Genomic DNA, 19121 nt, shown 5'->3' on the forward strand with positions numbered 1-19121 from the left:
AAAATGGGAATCATATTCTGTTCTATATGGGATTCCTATGTTCCGTCGTCTCTTTTTTTCTGTTGTCATCTCTGCATTGCCGTTTACGCTGGTTGCTTGTAGTGAAAAACCTCAATCCGACCCTCGTACCGAAGCGCCGTTGGTACGTGCAGCTACTGTTCAGAGCTCGGCCGCGGCATCACGTACTTTCACCGGTACGGTAGCCGCCCGGGTACAAAGCGATCTTGGTTTCCGGGTTTCTGGCAAAGTGCTGGAGCGCCTTGTAGATACTGGGCAAACTGTCAAGCGCGGGCAGGTGCTCATGCGCATCGATCCTGTTGATCTGAAGTTGGCAGCCCATGCACAGCAAGAGACTGTGGCCGCCGCAAGGGCGCGGGCGCAGCAAACAGCCGAAGATGAGGCCCGTTACCGTGACCTGCGCGGAACCGGTGCGATATCAACATCAGCCTACGACCAGATCAAGGCTGCGGCAGATGCCGCGAAAGCCCAGCTTAACGCGACCGAAGCTCAGGCAGAAGTTGCGCGTAATGCCAGCCACTATGCAGAGTTAGTGGCAGATGCTGATGGCGTCGTCATGGAAACGCTGGTTGAACCTGGCCAGGTCGTCAGCGCTGGTCAGGTCGTGGTACGTGTAGCGCGTGCCGGACATCGCGAAGCTGTTATACAGTTGCCTGAAACCTTGCGCCCTGCCATCGGTTCAGTTGGCCAGGCCGCGCTCTTTGGTAAAGAGAGCCTTACTGTTCCGGCCAAACTCAGACAACTCTCAGATACGGCAGACCGGCTAACCCGCACCTTTGAAGCGCGGTATGTGCTCGATGGTGAGCTGTCAAATGCCCCATTGGGCGCCACCGTCACCATTCAGATTACGGGTGGGCTTACCGCTGCACAGGACACCTTGCGGGTACCTATTACCTCCCTGTTTGATGCAGGTAAGGGGCCAGGAGTCTGGGTGGTCGAGGGTGAGCCGGCAAAGGTTGCCTGGCGTGCCGTCAAGGTCCAGCGTCTGGATGACGATGGCGGCTATGTCAGCGGAATCACCGGACAACTCAAACAAGGTGACCGGATAGTCGCACTCGGCACGCATTTGCTGCGCGAAGGTCAGCAAGTGCGGGTGGCCAGTCAGGCCACTGCCACAACGCCGGGAGTGACGCCATGAGCGAAGCTCGTTTCAACCTGTCGGCGCTCGCCGTGCGCGAGCGATCCATCACGCTGTTCCTGATTTTCTTGATCTCGGTTGCAGGCATTCTCGCATTCTTCAAGCTCGGGCGTGCCGAAGACCCGCCGTTTACGATCAAGCAGATGACCGTCGTCACCGCGTGGCCGGGAGCCACAGCCAGGGAGATGCAGGATCAGGTCGCTGAGCCACTGGAAAAGCGCATGCAAGAGTTGCGGTGGTATGAACGCACGGAAACCTATACACGTCCTGGTCTGGCGTTCACCATGGTTTCCCTGCTTGACAAGACGCCGCCTTCGGAAGTTCGTGAAGAGTTCTATCAGGCCCGCAAGAAGCTTGGGGACGAGGCCAAAAAGCTGCCTGCCGGCGTCATCGGGCCGATTATCAATGACGAATATGCCGACGTCACGTTTGCGTTGCTTGCCCTGAAAGCGAAGGGCGAACAGCAACGCTTGCTGGTGCGCGATGCGGAAGCGCTGCGCCAGCAACTGCTGCACGTCGCGGGCGTGAAAAAAGTCAACATCATAGGCGAGCAACCTGAACGCATTTTCGTCTCTTTCTCTCACGACCGCCTGGCCACGCTAGGCGTCGCGCCACAGGACATCTTCGCCGCGCTCAACAGCCAAAACGTGCTGACCCCCTCCGGTTCCATCGAGACCAAGGGGCCACAGGTCTTCCTTCGTGTTGATGGCGCGTTCGACAATCTGGACAAGATTCGGCAGACTCCGGTTGCCGCGCAGGGGCGCACGCTGAAGTTATCGGATGTGGCCACCGTAGAACGCGGCTATGAAGACCCGGCCACCTTCCAGGTGCGCAATAATGGTGAACCGGCACTGCTGCTGGGCATCGTGATGCGCGACGACTGGAACGGGCTTGATCTCGGCAAGGCGCTTGAGGCGGAAATCACCAAAATCAATACCAGCCTGCCCCTGGGGATGTCCCTGACCAAGGTGACCGACCAGGCTGTCAACATCAGCTCGGCAGTGGACGAGTTCATGGTCAAGTTTTTTGTTGCCTTGCTCGTCGTGCTGGTGGTCTGCTTCGTCAGTATGGGGTGGCGCGTTGGCATCGTGGTCGCAGCAGCTGTACCACTGACCCTGGCAGCCGTGTTCGTCATCATGGCAGCCACCGGCAAGAACTTCGACCGCATCACGCTTGGCTCGCTGATTTTGGCGCTGGGCCTGCTGGTGGACGATGCCATCATCGCCATCGAAATGATGGTAGTGAAGATGGAAGAAGGGTATAGCCGCGTTGCGGCGTCTGCCTACGCCTGGAGCCACACAGCGGCCCCCATGCTTTCCGGCACGCTGGTTACCGCAATCGGTTTCATGCCCAATGGCTTCGCGCGTTCCACGGCAGGCGAATACACCAGCAATATGTTCTGGATCGTCGGCATTGCCCTGATCGCGTCCTGGGTGGTAGCCGTCGTATTTACCCCCTATCTGGGGGTAAAGATGCTGCCAGACATCAAGAAGGTCGAAGGTGGGCACGAAGCCATCTACAACACCCGCCACTACAACCGATTCCGGCAAGTGCTGGGACGCGTCATCGCCCGTAAATGGCTGGTGGCAGGAGCGGTCGTCGGGACCTTTGCGCTAGCCATCGCTGGCATGGGGCTGGTCAATAAGCAGTTCTTCCCAACCTCGGACCGGCCAGAAGTGCTGGTTGAAGTGCAGATGCCGTATGGCACCTCCATAGTGCAAACCAGTGCTGCGGCGGCAAAGGTTGAAGCCTGGCTTGCGAAGCAGAAAGAGGCCAGGATCGTGACATCCTACATCGGCCAGGGCGCTCCACGCTTCTTCCTGGCGATGGCACCTGAATTGCCCGATCCGTCGTTTGCCAAGATCGTGGTGCTCACGGGTGACGACAAGGAACGCGAAGCCCTCAAGTTCAGATTGCGTCAGGCGGCGGCTGACGGGTTAGCCCCCGAGGCGCGGGTGCGCGTTACCCAAATTGTGTTCGGCCCTCCTTCGCCATTCCCCGTGGCCTACCGCGTCATGGGGCCGGACCCGGACAAGCTACGCACGATCTCCGCGCAAGTCGAGAGCGTCATGCACGCCAGTCCAATGCTACGCACCGTCAACACGGATTGGGGCCCGCGTGTACCTGCCTTGCACTTCACGCTCGACCAGGACCGGCTCCAGGGTGTTGGTCTTACCTCTGCTTCAGTTGCCTTGCAGTTGCAGTTCCTGCTGAATGGGGCACCGCTTACTGAGGTGCGCGAGGATATCCGTTCAGTGCAGGTCGTCGGCCGCGCAGCTGGCAATATCCGTCTCGACCCTGCGAAGATCGCAGGCTTTACGCTGGTCGGCTCGGCAGGGCAACGTATCCCGCTGTCTCAGGTAGGTGCCGTCAACGTGCGTATGGAAGACCCCATTCTGCGGCGTCGTGACCGTACACCGACCATCACGATTCGCGGCGACATCGCCGAAGGTCTGCAACCGCCGGATGTTTCCAACGCCATCATGAAGCAGTTGCAGCCGATTATCGACGGGCTTCCATCGGGCTACCGGATTGAACAGGCTGGCTCGATAGAAGAATCCGGCAAGGCTTCTACGGCGATGCTACCACTGTTCCCGATCATGATTGCGCTCACGTTACTCATCATCATTTTGCAGGTCCGCTCGATCTCGGGGATGGTCATGGTATTCCTGACCAGTCCACTGGGGCTGATCGGCGTGGTGCCGACGCTGCTTCTGTTCCAGCAGCCATTTGGCATCAATGCACTGGTTGGCCTGATTGCGCTGTCAGGCATCCTGATGCGCAACACACTGATATTGATCGGGCAGATTCGTGAAAACGAAGAGGCCGGACTGGACCCTTTCCGCGCAGTTGTCGAAGCCACCGTGCAGCGCGCCCGACCTGTGGTACTGACAGCATTGGCGGCCATTCTGGCCTTCATTCCACTGACCCATTCTGTGTTCTGGGGGACGCTTGCCTACACGCTGATTGGTGGCACATTCGCTGGAACAATTCTGACCCTGGTGTTCTTGCCGGCAATGTATTCCATCTGGTTCAAGATCAGGCCAAGCCAATCAGAAAACTGATTTTCTGCCCATCCTCATTCACTTATACAAAAGGAACAGCTATGTCGAATTCTAAAGTTGTCGTTGTTACCGGCGTGTCGTCAGGTATTGGGCGCGCCTCTGCGGAGAAATTTGCCAGGCTTGGTTGCCGGGTATTTGGTACCGTGCGCAACCCGGCAAAAGCGCAAACAATACCAGGCGTTGCACTCATAGAGATGGATATCCGGGACGAAGCGTCGATTGAGCTCGGAATCCAGACCATCATAGATCAGGCCAAACGCATCGACGTGCTGGTCAACAGTGCTGGTGTGACTTTGCTTGGCGCGACGGAAGAAACCTCGATTGCCGAAGCGCAGACCTTGTTTGATACCAATCTCTTCGGCCTCTTGCGCACGATCAAGGCTGTGCTGCCGCACATGCGCGAGCAACGCTCTGGCCGCATCGTCAACGTCAGCTCGGTACTCGGCTTTTTACCTGCGCCATACATGGCGCTCTATTCTGCCTCCAAGCATGCCGTTGAAGGACTGTCCGAAACCCTGGATCACGAGGTACGTCAATTTGGCATTCGCGTGGCACTTGTCGAACCATCCTTTACAAAAACCAACCTGGATCTCAACGCGCCCCAGACCGCCTCAAGAATCCCAGATTACAGCAATGAACTTGGCATCGTTTCCCAGGCGATCCAAAACAACGTCCAAAAAGCACCTACGCCCGATGGAGTTGCTGCCACGATTGTCGACGCAGCGTTGGGCCTATGGAAGATGCGCCATACACCCAAAGGTGAAGCGTCTCTTCTGGCTAGGTTGCGCCGCTTCATGCCCGCTGGCCCCGTTGAGAAAGGTCTGCGGAAGACGTTTGGGCTCGACGGGAAATCTTGCTGAGAAACTGTGTCAACGGCACTACAACCGTGATCGAGAGGAACGCGGCATTCTTGCCGCCGACTTCAAAAACTGTATTGTCTGAATTACCTAAACAATTAATAATTACTGAGACCATATCTTGAACCCAAAATTCCTTACCCTGACCATCGCTGCCGCCTTGGGCGCTGTATCCCTATCCTCGCATGCGTCCGGCTATCGTTTCGGCTCCCAGAGCGTGTCGGCGCAAAGTACTGCTGAAGCCAACAGTGCCGAAGCGGCTGACGCCTCCACTATCTTCACCAATCCGGCTGGCCTGACCTACCTGGATGGCACCCAGATCGCAGTAGGCGTGACCGCCGTCGTACCGAATTCGAGCTTCTCAGATACTGGCTCCAGGCGTTTCACCGGCACCAGTTCTGGCGGACTGACTGCCCAGGATAGCTATACGCCGGGCATGGTGGCGGCACCATCCTTGTATGTCAGCAAGAAGATCAACGACCAGTGGGCCGCTGGCTTTGGCCTGTTTGTACCTTATGGTACCAAGCTGGACTACGACAACAACTGGTCTGGCCGCTACGCGCTGACCAATGTGAAGCTGGAATCGGTCAACCTTAATCCGACTGTCGGCTTCAAGCTGAATGAACAGCATTCTTTCGGCTTCGGGCTCAACGCACAGTTCATGAAAGCCAATCTGGGCCAGGGGTGGACGTGCCAGGTTCGATCGCCGCCCTGACTGGCACGCCAGCGGCAACGGCATTGCTGCGTGCCATTGTTGCATCTGGCGGCAACCCGGCAGCCCTCGCAAGCGTCAAGGATGGTCACGGTTCTATGAATGGCGAAGACTGGGGATATGGCTGGAATCTGGGCTATCTGTTCCAGTTGGACCCGGACACGCGCCTGGGCCTGTCTTACCGTTCTGCAATCTCACACAAGCTCAAGGGCAGTGCTGTGTGGGACTTTAACGTCACCACTGATCCGCTAGTCAACAAGATCATTGCCGCCAATTCGGCCAAAAACAACTCCGCTGTGCTGCTGGATATCCACGCTCCAGAGAGCTTCTCCATCAGCGGTTTCCGGCAGATCGATACCAAGTGGGCCGTGATGGGGGATGCCACCTGGACACGCACCTCGCGTTTGAAAAACCTGAATATCCAGTTTCCCGGAACCGTGCAGGGCGACGAAGTGATCCTCCAGAACTGGAAAAATACCTGGCGCTTCTCGGCAGGAGCGAGCTACAAGCTTGATGAAAAGTTCACTCTGCGTGGTGGTTTAGCGTACGATCAGTCGCCAGTTGCAGGCACCACCCTGCGCCACCCGGCTCTGCCAGATGCGGACCGCTTGCAGTTGTCGCTTGGTACGAACTGGAAATTGAACGGCAACTCGTCCGTCGATTTGGCGTATTCCTATTTGCACTTTCAGGATGCAGACGGCAGCTACAAGAATTCTTGTTCGCCTTTGATCGGTGGATGCACTGGCAATGGGGAACTTACCAAGGGTACCTGGCAAACCCGCCTGAATATGATCAGCGTGGCTTACAACTACAAGTTCTGAGTCGACCGAAGGTGCCTGATTTCAGCCTGCTTGATGAGAACTTGCGTGGGCAGTCCCGGCGCGTAAGTTCTTGAAATCATTGCTGAGACTTATATGGTATTTTTCCATCTTGACCAATACCGCAACAGTAAAAGTACGCGATATTGAATTTGATAGATTGCCCGGCGACACTACCAGAACTTACGCAAAATTGTCAAAACAAGGTAAATCGACGAAAGCAGATCACCTCAAAAGGACTTACACAAAGTTGTCCCAGCAAGGCGGAGCGACGAAGACAGGCCTTTAGTACGACTAGGAGCTGCAACACAGTTGGGATGGCTTTGCGTAAGTCTTATTCAATAATCATCCCAGCCATTCGGTATAGACCACACCGTTTTGTATCTGCCCTATGACCTGCGCCTGGTTTTCTGCGCTCTCGCAAAAACTGGCGAGCGCGCCTGCGGGGGAAATCATGCCCTTGTTGAGCTGGTTGGACCAGTAATCAAAACCGGCCTGGTCAGGTGCGCGGTGCAGCACATTCTGGTAGAAATTATTGATTAAAGTGCTTATGCTGGGACTACTGCCATATAGTTGCTTAAATTCTGCTGACTGGAAAAAACCTGCAGCTACCGTTGTCAGGCTGGAACCCTTGTCCATATCCTTGATCCAGTATCCCAAGCCAGCCAGATCAGGTTTGCGGCCAAATGCAGCTTGATAAATGCGGTAAGCCTGGCCTGCGACCCCGTTCACATCGAAGGCAACTGTCACATCTGCAAACTGTAGTCGTTCTACTTGCCCTGCTGTGTCGGTACCATCTTTTCCGATATTATCTTTCACGACAAAAGAGGTAGCGTTTCCAGAAATCGTATAGTTAGCCATTTTTCCAGTGTAGACCAGTGTATCAAGGCCATTACCCCCTGTAATAATGTCGTCTCCACCACCGGCAACGATGGTGTCATTACCCGAACCAGCAAGAAAAACATCATTTAAACTACTACCTGTCAGATAGTCATTTCCTTCAGTGCCGTTGACGTTCTTGCCTACGGCAGACGGATTCGGTATTGTCCAAAAAGTAAAATCGCTTGATCCAGCATAGAAATTAGCATTCAGATCCCAAATTGCCCCCTTGGGAATGCTAAGCGTATATTTTGCATCATAAGCGAGCGTGACCATGTAAGGAATGACGAGCTTGTTCTGATCCATTATGCTCATATTACGATTGTTGATTGCGTCGAAACTGGCGACAACTTTTCCTGTTTCATCCTTTATCGTGATGATGCCGTAGCCTAAAACGATAGCTTCATTAAAGGTGACGACAAGTTCATCCCTGATGGGCATGGGCTTACCCAACTGCGTTGGAGAGAACGAGACAACAGTGGGTGGGACATCATCAATTGCGCCATATACTTTGATTTTCGTGTTTACCCGAAATAGTGCTTGAAGAAGCAAAGAGTTATAGCTCGTTACGTTCCCGTCATAGTCCGTAATATCGACACGTACTACATTGTAGGTACCATTTTTACTGGTGCGGTCTATCGAAAAAGTTTGCGTCGAAGCGCCATCCTTCCACGAATCGTTTGCACCGGTTAAAGTCAGGGTATTACTGGTGCCACCATTGTTTTTTAAATCGTAGGTGATGGGGGCATCAAGGACAATAGCAAAGCTACGGATTCCTGATATGTCATCCTTGGCATAGGTAGTAATTTTTAGCTGCCCATCATTTTTTGACAAATCCAGCGTATCTGGAATCTCTATCGATTGCAGAGTCGGTCCCATGATGTCGGTTGTCTTACCAAACTTGTTGAGAAACAACATGTAGTCAGCTTCTGGATTACCTTGATTTGTTACCTTGACAAAGTAATCTGTATAGTTGGCCTGACCGGTATAGTGAAAATTGATGCTAGTTTCAAAAATCTCGGTATTAACGGCAGACGAAGCACCGGAGACAGGATTACCGTTACGGTCCGTGATTTCTATTTTTACTCCGCTATTGGACTTAGCCCAGGTGCGTCCCAAACTGTTAACGCTATCGGTAGACAAGTTCAGTATATAGTCAGCTGGGCCATCGAGCTCCAGGACATACCAGTCAACCAAGTCCGATGAAGACAATTTACCAAATGACTTCTTGCTTAGTTTTACTTTAAAAGTTGTATTGGGTTCGCTGGAATCATAGCCATAAGTTCTTTCATCAGTATGCGATTCGTTCCCAATAATGTATGCCATGAAAGACGCTTTCAAATAGAGTAAAAATTTTGGTGATGGCCTGGATCAGATGGTAAATTCCATATCGGCACCAGTCTCAACCCTGATAGTGGATTGAAGTTTTCCTGATACCTGCGAACATAGGCAAAAAAGGACGAGAATTGTAACAATTATTTAATTGCACCAGTAATTTTTCTAGCGCCTCGTCTATCCTCGCAAGCAAGAGGGACAAATATCACACTAACAAGGCTTGCGTCCTTGACGGGTTGACCTCGCCAAAGCTTTGCGTTAGGGCAAAAAAAAAGGGCTGCATAGCAGCCGCCCCATTTCATTGTTCACTACACACGGCCTCCGCTTGATCTATCAAGCGGAGACTCCAGGCTAATCGATCAACTAACCCAGCCATTCGGTATACACCACACCATTCTGTATCTGCCCTATGACCTGCGCCTGGTTTTCTGCGCTCTCGCAAAAACTGGCGAGCGCGCCTGCGGGTGAAATCATGCCCTTGTTGAGCTGGTTCGACCAGTAATCAAAACCGGCCTGGTCAGGTGCGCGGTGCAGCACATTCTGGTAAAAATTATTGATCAGTGTCGTTGTGCTGGGGAAGCTGCCATACAGTTTCTGGAACTCTGCAGACTGAAAAAATCCTGCGGCAACTTGCGTGAGGCTGACGCCGTGATCCATCCTGTCTATCCAGTAACCAAGACCTGCCAGATCAGGCTTGCGGCCAAATGCGGCCTGGTAAAGGCGATACGCCTGCCCGGCTGCGCCGTTGATATCAAAGGCCAGTGCTGCATCAGTAAAGATCAGGCGTTCTACTTGTGCGACTGCATCCGTGCCATCCTTGCCTACCGTATCTTTGACGGTAAAGCTGGTGGTCGTGCCATTGATGGCATAATCACCGAGCTTGCCCGCCAACACCAAAAAGTCGAGGCCGGCGCCGCCGTCTATCACATCATTGCCTGCACTGCTGATGATGGTGTCATTGCCAGCGCCTGCGGTGATATTGTCGTCACCATTTGTACCCTGCAGATAATCATTGCCGCTGGTGCCATAGATATTCTTGCCGGGTACAGAGAGGTTCAGGCCGAGTATATAGTCGGTAGCCGCATACGACAGGTTGCTGACGCGCACAAAAAAATCACCGTGTGAATATCCGCCTGTGTAATTGAAGACGATGCTGCCATCTGTCGTCAGGCTGGCATAGCTGGTGTCAAGACCGGCCAGCGGGTTGCCTGCGCTGTCGGTAATCTTGACTTCTATGCCGCTATAGGTTTCGCGCCATTCATTGGTCGCACTATAGTTATTCACGATGTCGGTAGAGACCACCAGGGTATAGGTACCAGGGCCATCGAGGTTGAGCTGGTACCAGTCTGTGAGGTCAGTGGCGGACAATTTGCCAAACGACACCTTGCCCAGGTTAACCTGGAAATTGGCGCTCAGAGAACTGGAATCATAACCCTTGGTTCTCTCATCATAGACACCATCATCACCATAAACATAGGCCATCTTTCACTCCTTACTCTTTCTGGACATACGCAACATACGCAAAAACGCGCTTGACTCTTGCAGCTTTAACGCAATAACGGCATCATCGGATGACAGGAATGTCAAAAAAGTTTAAGCATGAATAAACCAGGCATGGAAACTTGCGCATGAAGAACCCTACAGAAATCACCGTCGCCACTTTCAATAAACTGGCACAGCGCTACCAGGACAAGTATATGAACCTGGAAGATTATGACGATACCTATGCGCTGTTTTGCAAGAATTTGGTTTCCAGCAATGCGCGTGTATTGGAACTGGCTTGCGGGCCAGGCAATGTGACACGTGCCCTGCTGGCACGCCTGCCTGATTTACAGATAATAGCAACTGACCTCGCACCGCAAATGGTGGAACTGGCGCGCAGCAATAATCCCAAAGCACAATTTGCCGTCATGGATTGCCGTGATGTAGGCGGGCAAGGGAAAAATTTTGATGCGCTGGTCTGCGCCTTTGGTCTGCCCTATTTATCGCGTGCTGAAGCAGCCATACTCATTGCTGATGCCGTTGCAGTGCTTAATCCCGGTGGCCTGCTTTACCTGAGCGCGATGGAAGCAGATGAAACACGCTCAGGCTGGCAAACATCAAGTACCGGTGACCAGGTCTATATCCACTATCATGATGAAGCTCACTTGCGCACTGCGCTGGCAAGGTACGGCTTTGACATCATCGATATCAAACGCAAACCCGGGCCTGCACAAAGCAGCATGGCGAGCACGGATTTATTTATCCTGGCCCGCCTGCGTGCTGCTTAGTGACTGTGCTTTAGTAATTTAGTGATACAGCTTATTTCAAAAAGTTTTTGACCTCAGCCTGAAATTGCTCAGGCTGGTCCCACATGATGAAGTGGGCACTGGCAGGGATGCGCTTGAGCTGCACATCTTTGACGGTGGCATAAGCCATCTTGTAAAAACCATCCATCTGCTCTGGCGTCACCGGCGCACCATTTGGCACCACATACAAGACCGAGGTCGGCACGGCAATGTTTTTCAGCTCAGGTGTCAGGTCCGTCGTGATTAATTCATGATAGGCGCGGGAAGCAACGTCCTGGTCACTCTTGAGTGCGTCATCCAGCCCAGCAGGACGCATGGCGGTGTTATTGATCATGCTGTTGATGGTTGCCGTGGTTCTTTGCGCCCGCGCTTCTGGTGCGGCTGCACGCATCTTGGCCAGCATATCGTCTGCCATCGGTTTAATACTTTGCGGTGTCGTGCCCGGCGGGCCAAACATCACACCGAGGAAAGGGAACATATCGACGATCATCAGCTTGCTGATGGATTGCGGATGCCGCGCCGCCACCATCATGCCTATCGTGCCCCCCATGGAATGCCCGATCAACACCGGTTTATTGATATTTTGCTGCGCAATATAACGCGCAATTTCTTCTGCCACTGGTGCCGCCACCGCCCCTTCGGTATTGCCACCAACTGCCTGCCCAGCAAAGCCCGATACCTGCACCAGATGATACCGGTAGCCAGGCACTGCCTTGACCATCTCGGCCCACACTCTAGGCGAAGAACTCAGGCCAGGCACCAGGATCACATCCCTGCCCTCGCCTTCTACCCTGACACTGATACGGTCAGAACTGAAAGCTGCAGCCCAGGCAGCGACAGGGCTAAGGACTGCGCAACTAAATGCCAGAGCGGTCTTGAGCAGGTGACGGCGAAGTATCATAAACAATTCCTTGGTTAATATTCTGCTAGCATACTACAGTCTGCATTCATTTTTTAAAACCACTCATGTCCGCAAGCAATCTACAAAACGCTATCGCCAGCCAGCTCAGTCAATGGCTGGCAATGAGCAACACGGGCGACTGGCAAACCTTAGCCAGCACCGATGCCCCGCACCTGCCCTATTTGCTGGCAGCACGCTTCGACCATGATGTGCGCCAGGGCGGCTTTGCCCAGTTTCTCTACAATATGAACGGGCATTTACTGGCACAGATTGAAGACATGCTGATCGCCGCCAATGCCCACGTCGCCCATGATTTTTATGTACAGGCCATCAGCCTGTGCCTGAAAAACAAAGCGGACTACCAGCGCTTTTTAGCCAGCAACTATACCGATGCCAATGCGCTCAAAGACGAACTGCATCTGCTCAGCATTGCTTATCTTGGCAAGAAAGTGGATTTCCAGACCGAAGCGCATGTTTTTCTGGTGAGTGGCTTGCCCGCTTAAGTTCTGATAATGATTGCCCCTAACCTGCATACCCAGTGATAAAACAAGCATAAAAATGCTTGAGCAAAGGCTGATCCTGGCACTTCATCATGCCGCCAATTTTATCCAGCCGCGCCTGTTCTGGCATCTGTGCAGGGTCTGCTATATACAGGATGCCGTGATGCTCTGAAAACGGCACATGCAAGGCATAGGGAAAATACACATACACCGGCTTGCCATCGTCGGCGTAACAGTCATCTGTTTTCTTGCAATTCCCTGGCAAATTACTACTGAGTACAGCAACTTCCTTTTCATAATGCCCTTGAAAAATCCAGGCATCAACATGCTCTGCCAAAGAAGTTGTGGGCACATAAAACCAGGCAGCCCAGCATACTGTGAGCAGCGCAATCAATGCCCATGACCAACCCGCCAGCGGGCCATCGAAAGAATGCCGGAAAAACTTCAAGGCGCGGTAACTGGCATACAGCCCCAGAACAAACATCAGCATCAATACCAAAAGAAAAATAGCCAGATGCATTTGTACGTACAGTGCCGAGAAACCCAATACGGCAGCGGCAAAAATGAACGGAGACTTTGGTAAAGGTCTTTTTTCAGTAAGCAGTGTCATCAAGGGTAATCCGTGCAGATACGATATCGACAGACAATTAACCCTGCACCATCATCTTTGCAAACCTGGCACGCAACTCGTCATAAGAAACATCTTCCTTGCGACTTGCCAGCAACCAGACATGGCCAAATGGATCGATCAGGGTACCGCGCCTGTCGCCGTCAAACTGATCAGCAACAGGCATCGCAGCCTTTGCCCCCAGCTCTACGGCACGGCCAAATACAGCGTCTACATCATCAACATACAAGTGTATGGATACTGACGACCCACCCAGCGACTGCGGGCCGCGGTAGCCCATGTCCGGGAACTCGTCTGCCAGCATCAACCGCGCATCGCCTATGCTGATTTCTGCATGCATGATCTTGCCGTTGCCATCGTCCAGGCGTACCAGTTCATTGGCAGCAAATGCAGCCGCATAAAATTCAAGCGCAGCAGCAGCGCTCTTGATGATGAGATAAGGTGTGGCGCCACGATAAGCAGCCGGTATAGCAATATTTGACATGAGGATGTACCCATCTAAGGTGCAAGGTAAGAGAAGACTGCCTTCAACAACAAATCAGTTCATCATGATGTGCCGTGAACTGCAGGCATGCAGAGACAATTGCCGCCTCAGAAGCCGGAATGTCAGCATCTTGGGTATTTTCATTTTATCAATGATTTGCATAGCTGGGTAAATTAGCGGGTAAATTAAGGACTAAACTCACCGCACGCATGACGATCAGTTGCCCCGCACCGGAAACCCGCATGAGGATGCCGGTATGCCACTTGATCACCACGACATGACAGGGTTAATATGCTGAGGCTTGACACTGACTATCAACGCTCACCAAACGGAAATCAATATGCGATGGTTTTCCAAGTCTCAACTCCTGTTGCTGGCCTTGGCCTGCACACTGACATCACCAGCCTGGGCTGACCTGGGCTTTCCTGATTATCTGAAGCTGCCACCACAAATCATCCTCAATCCTGATCAGGCATTGCAGGCAGAGAATGTCGCCGAGGCTGAGTTTGTGGTCGATGCTGCGGGTACCAGCAAGCTGTTCAAAGGCAAGCGCTTTGCGCGCTGGATGACTTACAAGCCTGCTGCTGGTGAGCCTGCACTCGGTTATTACAACGGCAGCGAGCTGCGCATCCATAACGCCATGCAGGCGGTACTTAGCAAAGCTGGCTGGCAGACCGTGCGTACAGACGACAACAAGGCGCGCTGGACCATGCGTTATCAGGCAGGTGGCAAGCAGGCCTGGGCCGAGGTCAAGATGGATGCGCCGCAAGCGCAGGTTTGGGTGGAACTGATTGAGTCTGCCGATGCAGGCACGGCATTCACCATACCCAGGCCAGCAAAGCAGCCCGAGAAATTCAGTGCCAAGGATGACATCCCCTACCTGCCGCCCTGGCCCGGTTCCAAACGCACAGGCGAAGGCCATGGCAATGAACCACTTGATGTTGCCGAACCCGGCAAGAGCCAGGAGGCGCAACTGGTAGGGCAAGCGGTAGAGATACGCAACTACCAGGGCCCGACTACCCTGTCCAAGCTGCAATTCATTGGCGAATACCGAGAAGCTTTGATCAAGGCTGGCTGGACTGTGATCTTCCCTGCCAGTGCCGCTGCGGCACGCGACTATGGCATGCTGGTGGCGCACTATACCCAGGATGGGCGCGACATCTGGGCACGCATCAATTACGAATTTACTGCCTCACTCTCGATCAGCACCACTGACGTGGGCAAGGCCGATCTCGCCAGCGCATTCGCCAAAGATTGCCGTGTGCCCCTGTATGGCGTGTTCTTTGACTTCAACAAGGCCACACTCAAGCCTGAGTCCGACAGCGTGCTGGGCAAGGTCGCAGCCCTGCTCAAAACCGACGCCAGCATCAAGGCCGAGGTCGAAGGCCATACCGACAATGTCGGCGGCGACGACTACAACCTCAAACTCTCCGACGCCCGCGCCGCGAGTGTGCGCAACTGGCTGGTGCAGCATGGTATCGATGCTACACGTCTGACTTCCAAAGGCTATGGCAAGTCACGGCCTGTTGCAGACAACAACACAGACGCAGGCCGTGCACGTAATCGCAGGGTGGAGCTGGCGAAGTTGAGCTGCAATAAACCGAAATAGAAAAACTTTAAAAAAAACCAACATGACTAAGCAGCTAGAAAAAATATGGCAAGAAATAGAAGCATGGAACGATATCCATAAAAATACGGATTTGGGATCGTACCTGAATGACGCGGCATCAGATCATGAGATTGATGATCTGAATACACAATTGGGTGGCAGACTGCCTATAGAGTTTTTAGACAGTTTAAGACGACATAACGGCACCGTTTGCTGGACAACTAAATTTTGTGACGGATGCCTGTTTGACGCAAAATCAGTTTTAAGCACCCTGCATGAGATGAGAGGCATCGCCAAAGATTTGATCGATGCCAATATCCGCAATGGCGAAGTGGACAATAGTCCACTCATTACGTCAGGCAGTGTAAAAAGTGATTTGTGGTCAGATGGCTGGATTCCATTTCATGAAACCGACTGGTCCAACACTTGTTTTGATTTCGACCCAGATGTTGGTGGAGAAATGGGCCAGATTATTTCTGTCAATTGGGAAGGCAATTCTGTTTCAGTAGTTGCAAAGAACTATGTAGAATTTCTTGCTTTGTGCGCCAAGAATTTGCCGGATGCGTCCTGACGCAGATGATTCTGATGAATAAGTCAACGTATTCCGCGTAGGTACGATTAGCGCAGCGTAATCGTACGCATGCCAATCCTTACAGCAACAAAAATGCACCTGATTGCAAAGCCTTCATCTACTGGGAAACGATGCGTTTAAAATATGTTTTTGCGAGAATAAACAAATCCAAAAAATCTGAATCCGTAGCTGACATGCGTACGATTACGCTTTGCTAATCGTACCTACACACCTTTCTCTGCTTGCAGACATTAGCATCGCGCCGCCTTTTTGCGACAATGTCACCAGCCCGTTCACGCCGCCTTCGCAACTGATCAATCCTTCTGCACAGGCATCTTCCCAGATACATAATCTTGGACATGTACTGTGCCAGGCCTCAATGACTTCAGTATAACTGTGAGGTCGCTGCTGTATCCATTCCAGCATTTGGAGAGTAAGGCTGGTGTGCGCGTCGGACATGATATTTCTCCTGATTTCAGATCAAATGCAACATCCCGGCGCCTGCCCCGGCGGCGATCAGGATGACTGGGTTCAGTTTACTGCGCACGACAATGATGGCTGTCAATACGGTAATCATGTCGGTGCGCCAGCTTGCGGTGTCGAGTTGTGTGAACAGGCAGGCGGTGGCCAGCAAGAAGCCTATCGAGATAGGGGCAAAGGTATCGCGTACGGCAGCGGTCAGGCGCTGGTTATAGTTGGAGGTATTCAGGCTGATGACGGACAGCGTCAATATTGTCGAAGGGATGATGACTGCGAGCGTTGTCAGTATCGCGCCTGTCCAGCCAGCGATGAGCCAGCCAACCAGAGAGATGAACAATAGATTGGGGCCGGGTGCTGCCTGGGCGATGGCATAGGCTGAGGCGAACTGGGCGCTGGTGACCCAATGTTTTTCTGTAACGACAAAATGGCTGATGTCGGGTGCCATCATCACCAGCCCGCCGCCAACTGCCATCATTGACAGGATGGACAGATGCAGGCACAGGTCCAGCATGGGGGATTCGTCATTCATTTTTTTCTTTCAGAAAATAAGCAGCCACGCTGCCTGGCAAGGCCAGCAATACGAAAACAATAATCAGGCGAAACTTGAGCAGAGCCAGCCCGGCAAAGGCCAACGCCATCAATGCCGCCTGCAAACTGATCCTGCTGTTGAACAGCCTGTTTTTGTCTGGCTCTGCACTCTGGGCATTTTTTCCAAACAGGGACATTGCCATCTTGATTGCTGTTGACAGCACCAGGCCCGCTGCCACGGCTGTCATGCCTGTCAATGCATCCTGCACCACGGCCAGTTTGCCAAAACGCTGGTAGGCAACGCCGAGGGCGATCACCAGCAAAAAAGGGGCAATGATCAGGCCCGCCATCGCTGCCAGTGCACCTGGGATACCGGCATAGCGCTTGCCTATCATCAGGGCGACATTGCATATCGTGGGGCCGGGCAAGACCTGGCTCAGGGCCAGGTAGCGGGCGAATTCTTCGGCTGTAAGCCAGCGGTATTGCTCGACCAATGCCCGGTAGGCAAAGGGCATGACGCCACCAAAACCTGTCATCGCTATTTTTGAAAACGCCAGGAACAGGCGCCAGGCGGAGATGCTGGCAGCATCATTGGCAACCAGAGTTGATACAGGCGGATTCAGCATGGGGCACCATCTAATCGGTAAGAAATATTTTCTGCATGAACATCTTCTTACCTGGGCAATTAAAAGTACAATGAATTTATTTAGACGATTGATTCATTTTCCTTATGAAAATCGATATCCTCGGTGTACAGGCTTTTGTCGCCATCGCCGACCATGGCAGTTTTAACAAGGCGGCTGATGTGCTGTTTGTTACGCAGACGGCGGTAACGCAAAGGCTGCGCAATCTGGAGATTTTTTTGGGCGTGACCTTGCTCGAAAGAACCACCCGCTCCATCGCCCTGACCAGGACCGGGCAAGACTTTTTGCCGCAAGCCAGACGTTTGTTGCAAGAGCTGTCTGCCGCCCTGACCGAGATACGCGAAACCGGCAAGGCGTTGCGCGGTGATGTCTCGATAGCCTGCATACCAACAGCGGGCGTGCGTTACCTGCCGCAAGTCATCCGCGAATATTCTGCACTCTTCCCGGACAACCGTATCAAGATACTCGACCATGCATCAGTCGGCGTGGCAGAGGCCGTGCTACGGCGCGAGGCTGAATTTGGCATCAACCTGGCGGGCCCTAACCATCCTGAACTGAGTACCACGCCTTTGCTGGAAGACCGCTTCGTGCTGGTCTGCCGTGATGATCATGCACTGGCCAGGCGCAAGAGCCTGACCTGGGCACAATTGCAGCCCTACCCGTTGATTTTTGCCGGACAGGCCAGCGGCAACCGCGCCCTGCTAGATGGTTACCTGGGCGCAGAGAATATGCATGGTGGCCGGGGTGCACAAGATGGGCAGGCTGGTTTAAGCCTGCAGATACATTATGAGGTACAGCGCAACTCCACCGCACTGGGCCTGGTCGATGCAGGTATTGCTGCCGCCATCGTGCCCAATCTCGCCATGCAAAAAGCCAACTACCCGCGCCTGCGCGTGATCAGGCTGCAAGACCCTGTCATTTCCAGAACCCTGGTGCTGGTGGCCCGCAAGGCCGCCCGGCTGTCACCAGCGGCGCAGTTGTTATATGACATGATCAGGGATAGCCGGGTGGTTAAATAAAGGAGCGAGGAAGCGTGGCATGGTCACAGGCATGCAGGCTGTGTCGTCAGGTTGATTTTTTCAAGACAGCTTCAGTTTCATCCCTGTATCCCATCATGCATAGTCCCGCCAGAAAAAATGGCAGCAACCACCAGACTGAAGCGTGGGCCAGATCTGCCCAGCGACTGCCATATGACCACCATGTCTCGTCAGCGATATACACAGAATTAACCTTGCTTGACCAGGATGGATAATAGACAGGGGAACCGCCACGAAAAAACTCAAAGACATACGCATCTACAGGTGGCTTGCCAAATTCGCTGATCAATTCATCGGAAAACGGCGCTGCCTTATATGAAAAACCTATGCCTTGCAGGTCTGGCCTGACACGTGCCCAGTCATCAAAGTCTTGAGCAGTCGGCATGCGCGCATGCTGTTCCCGAAAGCGCTGTACATACTCTTTGGCATCGGCAATTTCAGTTTCATAACTGCCATTCAAGGCCTTGTGTTGTTCACTCGGCACCAGGGCAAGATACAAGCTGAAAAGCAATCCTGGCAAACCCGCCAGCACAAACACCACAGCCATCAAAAAATTAATCGCACGCATGAATCAATTACTCGCAATCATACAAATTTACTGTAAAAACCGGACTATATCATGCAGACAG

At 53.0% G+C, this 19121-nt stretch carries 19 protein-coding genes; 10 read left to right on the plus strand and 9 right to left on the minus strand.

Going from position 1 to position 19121, the window contains the following annotated elements:
- Window positions 1-37 precede the first annotated feature (37 nt).
- The 5 genes from UNDYM_RS19560 to UNDYM_RS31135 all read left to right on the plus strand — a co-directional run bounded on the left by UNDYM_RS19560 (window position 38) and on the right by UNDYM_RS31135 (window position 6611).
- The gene (locus UNDYM_RS19560; protein WP_162042543.1) at window positions 38-1156 is read left to right on the plus strand and encodes an efflux RND transporter periplasmic adaptor subunit; all 1119 of its coding nucleotides are present in this window, start codon (window positions 38-40) and stop codon (window positions 1154-1156) included.
- Window positions 1153-4221 carry an efflux RND transporter permease subunit gene (locus UNDYM_RS19565; protein WP_162042544.1) on the plus strand — a complete coding sequence of 1023 codons (3069 nt, stop codon included), beginning with the start codon at window positions 1153-1155 and terminating at the stop codon, window positions 4219-4221. The genes UNDYM_RS19560 and UNDYM_RS19565 overlap by 4 nt, the downstream gene beginning before the upstream one ends.
- A gap of 41 nt (window positions 4222-4262) precedes the next feature.
- The gene (locus tag UNDYM_RS19570) at window positions 4263-5081 is read left to right on the plus strand and encodes an oxidoreductase (RefSeq protein WP_162042545.1); all 819 of its coding nucleotides are present in this window, start codon (window positions 4263-4265) and stop codon (window positions 5079-5081) included.
- A gap of 118 nt (window positions 5082-5199) precedes the next feature.
- Window positions 5200-5793, plus strand: a complete 594-nt coding sequence (locus tag UNDYM_RS31130; protein WP_255456492.1) for an OmpP1/FadL family transporter — start codon at window positions 5200-5202, stop codon at window positions 5791-5793.
- On the plus strand, window positions 5769-6611 hold the full coding sequence (locus UNDYM_RS31135; RefSeq protein ID WP_255456493.1) for an OmpP1/FadL family transporter: 843 nt from the start codon (window positions 5769-5771) through the stop codon (window positions 6609-6611). The genes UNDYM_RS31130 and UNDYM_RS31135 overlap by 25 nt, the downstream gene beginning before the upstream one ends.
- A 342-nt stretch (window positions 6612-6953) precedes the next feature.
- On the opposite strand, the gene UNDYM_RS19580 is transcribed toward UNDYM_RS31135, so the two are convergent.
- Both UNDYM_RS19580 and UNDYM_RS19585 read right to left on the minus strand, forming a co-directional pair.
- Entirely contained in the window at window positions 6954-8813 is a 1860-nt protein-coding gene (locus tag UNDYM_RS19580) for a DUF4214 domain-containing protein (RefSeq protein ID WP_162042546.1), read from the minus strand.
- 372 nt (window positions 8814-9185) lie between these two features.
- Window positions 9186-10304 carry a DUF4214 domain-containing protein gene (locus tag UNDYM_RS19585; RefSeq protein WP_162042547.1) on the minus strand — a complete coding sequence of 373 codons (1119 nt, stop codon included), beginning with the start codon at window positions 10302-10304 and terminating at the stop codon, window positions 9186-9188.
- 146 nt (window positions 10305-10450) lie between these two features.
- Here UNDYM_RS19585 and UNDYM_RS19590 point away from each other — a divergent pair, with 146 nt between their 5' ends.
- On the plus strand, window positions 10451-11092 hold the full coding sequence (locus tag UNDYM_RS19590; protein ID WP_162042548.1) for a class I SAM-dependent methyltransferase: 642 nt from the start codon (window positions 10451-10453) through the stop codon (window positions 11090-11092).
- 31 nt (window positions 11093-11123) lie between these two features.
- Here UNDYM_RS19590 and UNDYM_RS19595 read toward each other — a convergent pair whose 3' ends face one another.
- On the minus strand, window positions 11124-12011 hold the full coding sequence (locus UNDYM_RS19595; protein WP_162042549.1) for an alpha/beta fold hydrolase: 888 nt from the start codon (window positions 12009-12011) through the stop codon (window positions 11124-11126).
- Between the two features lie 65 nt (window positions 12012-12076).
- Between UNDYM_RS19595 and UNDYM_RS19600 the strand changes: the two genes are divergently transcribed.
- Window positions 12077-12514, plus strand: coding sequence for a hypothetical protein (locus tag UNDYM_RS19600; protein WP_162042550.1), 438 nt, complete (start codon window positions 12077-12079; stop codon window positions 12512-12514).
- Window positions 12515-12533: 19 nt separating this feature from the next.
- Here UNDYM_RS19600 and UNDYM_RS19605 read toward each other — a convergent pair whose 3' ends face one another.
- A complete protein-coding gene (locus tag UNDYM_RS19605; RefSeq protein WP_162042551.1) occupies window positions 12534-13121 on the minus strand; it encodes a hypothetical protein in 588 nt (195 codons plus the stop codon).
- A 37-nt stretch (window positions 13122-13158) separates the two neighbouring features.
- A complete protein-coding gene (locus UNDYM_RS19610; protein WP_162042552.1) occupies window positions 13159-13623 on the minus strand; it encodes a VOC family protein in 465 nt (154 codons plus the stop codon).
- A gap of 340 nt (window positions 13624-13963) precedes the next feature.
- Between UNDYM_RS19610 and UNDYM_RS19615 the strand changes: the two genes are divergently transcribed.
- Both UNDYM_RS19615 and UNDYM_RS19620 read left to right on the plus strand, forming a co-directional pair.
- Window positions 13964-15232 (plus strand): OmpA family protein, encoded by a 1269-nt coding sequence (locus UNDYM_RS19615; protein WP_162042553.1) that lies wholly within the window; start codon window positions 13964-13966, stop codon window positions 15230-15232.
- 22 nt (window positions 15233-15254) lie between these two features.
- A complete protein-coding gene (locus UNDYM_RS19620; RefSeq protein WP_162042554.1) occupies window positions 15255-15803 on the plus strand; it encodes an SMI1/KNR4 family protein in 549 nt (182 codons plus the stop codon).
- A 204-nt stretch (window positions 15804-16007) separates the two neighbouring features.
- Here UNDYM_RS19620 and UNDYM_RS19625 read toward each other — a convergent pair whose 3' ends face one another.
- From UNDYM_RS19625 to UNDYM_RS19635, 3 genes are read right to left on the minus strand one after another with little or no spacing between them, the layout of a single operon-like run.
- Window positions 16008-16262, minus strand: a complete 255-nt coding sequence (locus tag UNDYM_RS19625; RefSeq protein WP_162042555.1) for a hypothetical protein — start codon at window positions 16260-16262, stop codon at window positions 16008-16010.
- Between the two features lie 16 nt (window positions 16263-16278).
- Window positions 16279-16812: a chromate transporter gene (locus UNDYM_RS19630; RefSeq protein ID WP_162042556.1), complete on the minus strand. Its 534-nt coding sequence runs from the start codon at window positions 16810-16812 to the stop codon at window positions 16279-16281.
- Window positions 16805-17437, minus strand: a complete 633-nt coding sequence (locus tag UNDYM_RS19635) for a chromate transporter (protein WP_162042557.1) — start codon at window positions 17435-17437, stop codon at window positions 16805-16807. The genes UNDYM_RS19630 and UNDYM_RS19635 overlap by 8 nt, the downstream gene beginning before the upstream one ends.
- 104 nt (window positions 17438-17541) lie before the next feature.
- Here UNDYM_RS19635 and UNDYM_RS19640 point away from each other — a divergent pair, with 104 nt between their 5' ends.
- Window positions 17542-18474, plus strand: a complete 933-nt coding sequence (locus tag UNDYM_RS19640) for a LysR family transcriptional regulator (protein ID WP_162042558.1) — start codon at window positions 17542-17544, stop codon at window positions 18472-18474.
- A 46-nt stretch (window positions 18475-18520) separates the two neighbouring features.
- Here UNDYM_RS19640 and UNDYM_RS19645 read toward each other — a convergent pair whose 3' ends face one another.
- Window positions 18521-19060 (minus strand): hypothetical protein, encoded by a 540-nt coding sequence (locus UNDYM_RS19645; RefSeq protein ID WP_162042559.1) that lies wholly within the window; start codon window positions 19058-19060, stop codon window positions 18521-18523.
- Between the last annotated feature and the right edge of the window lie 61 nt (window positions 19061-19121).

It is taken from the genome of Undibacterium sp. YM2, assembly GCF_009937975.1.
Classification (GTDB): domain Bacteria; phylum Pseudomonadota; class Gammaproteobacteria; order Burkholderiales; family Burkholderiaceae_D; genus Undibacterium.